The sequence below is a fragment of the Polynucleobacter yangtzensis genome (assembly GCF_001595965.1).
In the GTDB taxonomy this organism is placed as follows: Bacteria; Pseudomonadota; Gammaproteobacteria; order Burkholderiales; family Burkholderiaceae; genus Polynucleobacter; species Polynucleobacter yangtzensis.
Genome location: NZ_LOJI01000006.1, coordinates 1 through 3,093, shown reverse-complemented (window position 1 = coordinate 3,093; position 3,093 = coordinate 1). Strand labels below are relative to the sequence as shown.

The window sequence follows — 3,093 nt, the reverse complement described above, 5'->3', positions numbered from 1 at the left end:
TAGCTCAGGGAGGGTGAGTTGTTCAGGCGCTAAGGTTAGCGCCTTGCCAGCACTGGCTTCTAGGATGCGAGTGCGCTCTGCAGTAGAGAGGAGGGGTACTTGTGCTAGCGGTGTATCTGCTAAGTCTGGTAACTGGTTTAACAGTTGCTCAAGACGCTCTAAGAAGTCATGCGCTTGTTGCGCATCCATCGAGTGTCTATCAAAGTTCAGACGTAGACGTAAGCTGTCTCCAGGGATGGCTGCTAAAGCAATGCGATAGTGGGTGCTGTCATAGCCTTCAATCGACTCAACCCCGAGGTCTGCGAAGGTTTGAGCATTTGCACCAACGGGGTAATTTTCATAAACGAACAAGGCTTCAAATAAATCTTGATTACCTAGATTGGCTAGCTGCGAGATAGCCATGAGACCCAGGTGTGCATGCGCCTCTTGCTCAGCCTGTGCAATTTGTTGTGCGCGCAACCATTGGTTTAATGGCAGCGTTGGCTTAATCTCAGTGCGCAGCGGTAGGGTGCCGATAAATAAACCGATCGCACGATCAATACCATTGAGCATACTATTGCGACCATTTCGAACGCTACCGATCGTTAGCTCCGGTAAGCGACTCATGCGCGTGAGTAGCAAGATATATAAACCTTGCAAGACGCTTGCTGGAGTTAATCCCTGCTGTCTTGCAAACTGCTCTAACTTGGTAGTGCCGCTGGTATGAACGGTATGCCATACCTCGCCAATACCTTCTTGCATTACGCTAGGCGGCGCTAACTCTAGTGGGGTGACGCTCATACCCGCTAGGTGTTCTTGCCAGTATGTTCTGGCGCTAGCGCGATCTTGTTGCGCTAACCAGGCTAGGTGGACTTGCCAAGCAAATGGTTTATCTAGAGCCGCGGCTTTGCCTTGATGTTCTGCGCTATACAGCAGTGCAAGCTCTTGTAAAAGGATGGGCATTGACCAACCATCTAAATTGAGGTGGTGGTTCGAGATCAAGAGCGCATAGCGCTTGTCATCCAAAGGAGCGCAACGTGCACGGATGAGTGGTCCTTGTTCTAAGTCAAAACCACGCGCGCGGTCTTGTGCACGCAAAGTATCAATGCGCTCTTGTGGATCACCCTCTATAACAACATTTTCCCAGTCATAAAAATCAGGCGCTTGGATGACACCCAGACCGGCGGTTAATTTATGCGGGACTAATACCAAACGTAAGATGGCATGGCGTGCGCACAGTAAGGCCCAGGCGCGCTCTAGTGCGTCAATATCAACCGGACGCTGAAGGATGAGGACGAACTGCACGTGGTAAGGATCAACATGCTCTTTACTCAGGATTAAGGTCTCAAACGCCAAACCTTGTTGGAGTGGCGTAAGCGGTACTAAGTCAGTGAGCTGGGGTGCCTGCGTGATGATGTGATCGAGCAGCTCTTGCGTTAATGGTGCGCTGGCATCTTGGGTGAGCAATGCTTGTTGTGCCAGAGCAAAATCAGATGGGGTATAGCGATTGGCTAATGGCGCGTGTAAGCAATGTTTGGTGAGCGCTAGTAAGGCCGCTTCAAAATGTTGTGCTAGTGCCGCAATGGCTGGCGCACTGTGTGTGAGCTTGCAGTAATCCACATCAAAGTGGAAGCAGCCTTGGGCAGTGACTACGGCATTGATATCAATCAGATGTAGGCGTTGGCGCTCTAGATCATCACCAGAAGCACTCAGACCGCTTTCATGTAACTGCCAGCTTTGCGGGTGGTCTTTGCGATATTCAAAACGACCTAAATAGTTAAAGCTAATGGCTGGTTCACGATGCTGCGTATCGTGCGCTAGTGTGCTGGCAGGATCTAAATAGCGCAAGACGCCATAACCTAAACCTTTATCTGGCAGGCTGCGTAAACGTTCTTTTACTTGACCAATGGCTTTGCCTGCTTGCTCAGAGTCGCGATAGTCTAAATCGGCTAGTGGCAAGCTCACGGGGAAGACGCTGGTAAACCAGCCAATGGTACGCGTGAGATCGGCGTCGGTTTCTCGGCCGTGACCTTCTAGGGTTACTAAAGGATTGCCAAGCTCTTGTTGGTAATAGGTTTTAGACCAAGCACGCAGTGCTAAACCTAAGGCGCTTAACAGTAAGTCATTAATCTGCCCATGGTAGATGCTAGGTGCACGTAATAATTGTTCGGTCGCATCGGGATCCAGTGTGCCGCTAATGCGCGCACTGTTAGCTAAGGTGTTTTGCGCGCCGGTAATCTGATGTTCTTGCGGTAAGGTAACGCCCGGTGTTAATTGAGCTAACCAGAGAGCTTCTTCTGAACGACGTTTGCCAAGACGTCCTTCGCTGGCTAATTGATGGGCCCAATCATGCAAAGACATGGTGCGCTCTGGGAGCACAGCGTCGATATTTTGGCTCAGCGTATCGAGGTCTTCTAGGAGGATGCGCCAAGACACACCATCGATGGCAAAGTGATGGATCGCCAGTAATAGCAAGCAGGCTTGCTTGGGACCACGTTCTACCCAAAGTGGCGCAACCATACCACCAGAGGTATCAGGTTCTAGGCAGTCTGAGAGATTTTCCATCGCACCAGCAATGGCATTTTCTTGTTCTACTAAATCCAGATGCTGCAAATCTAAAGTAGGCAATTGCAAAGGCGGGAGTGTTTGCGCAGACTCCACGGTAAAGGTGGTGGCTGTGCCGTTGCCTTGTGTGCGTAAACGCAAGGCGCCATGATGGGCCATGAGTTTTCGTAAGGCTGCTTGCACTTGGTGTGCATCTACATGTTTAGGTGCTTGTAATACGGTTGCCTGATGGAAGCGACGTAAGCTACCTGAGAGTTGCAAAAATTGATGGTAGACCGGCAAAGCGGGGACCACACCGTCTTCAACAAAAATGTGTTGGGCAACATGCTCAATGGTGTGAGCGTGTTGCGCTAGCGCACCTGGTGTTGGATGAGCAAAGACATCGCGCACTGCAAACTGGAGGGATTGCGCACGCGCCTTACTCACTAAGCGGATAGCGGTAATACTATCGCCTCCAAGTGCAAAGAAGCTGTCATCAACCCCTACGGTAGGGATGCCTAGTAATTCACTAAAGAGGGTGCACAGCAGTTGCTCATTGGCATTGCCAGG

1 protein-coding gene is annotated in these 3,093 nt (G+C 50.7%); it reads right to left on the bottom strand.

Translation table 11 applies throughout. From position 1 onward, the window contains the following. Nucleotides 1-3,093, bottom strand: a 3,093-nt coding sequence (locus JaK3_RS05180) for a condensation domain-containing protein (RefSeq protein ID WP_205627503.1), incomplete at both ends; no start/stop codon positions are given.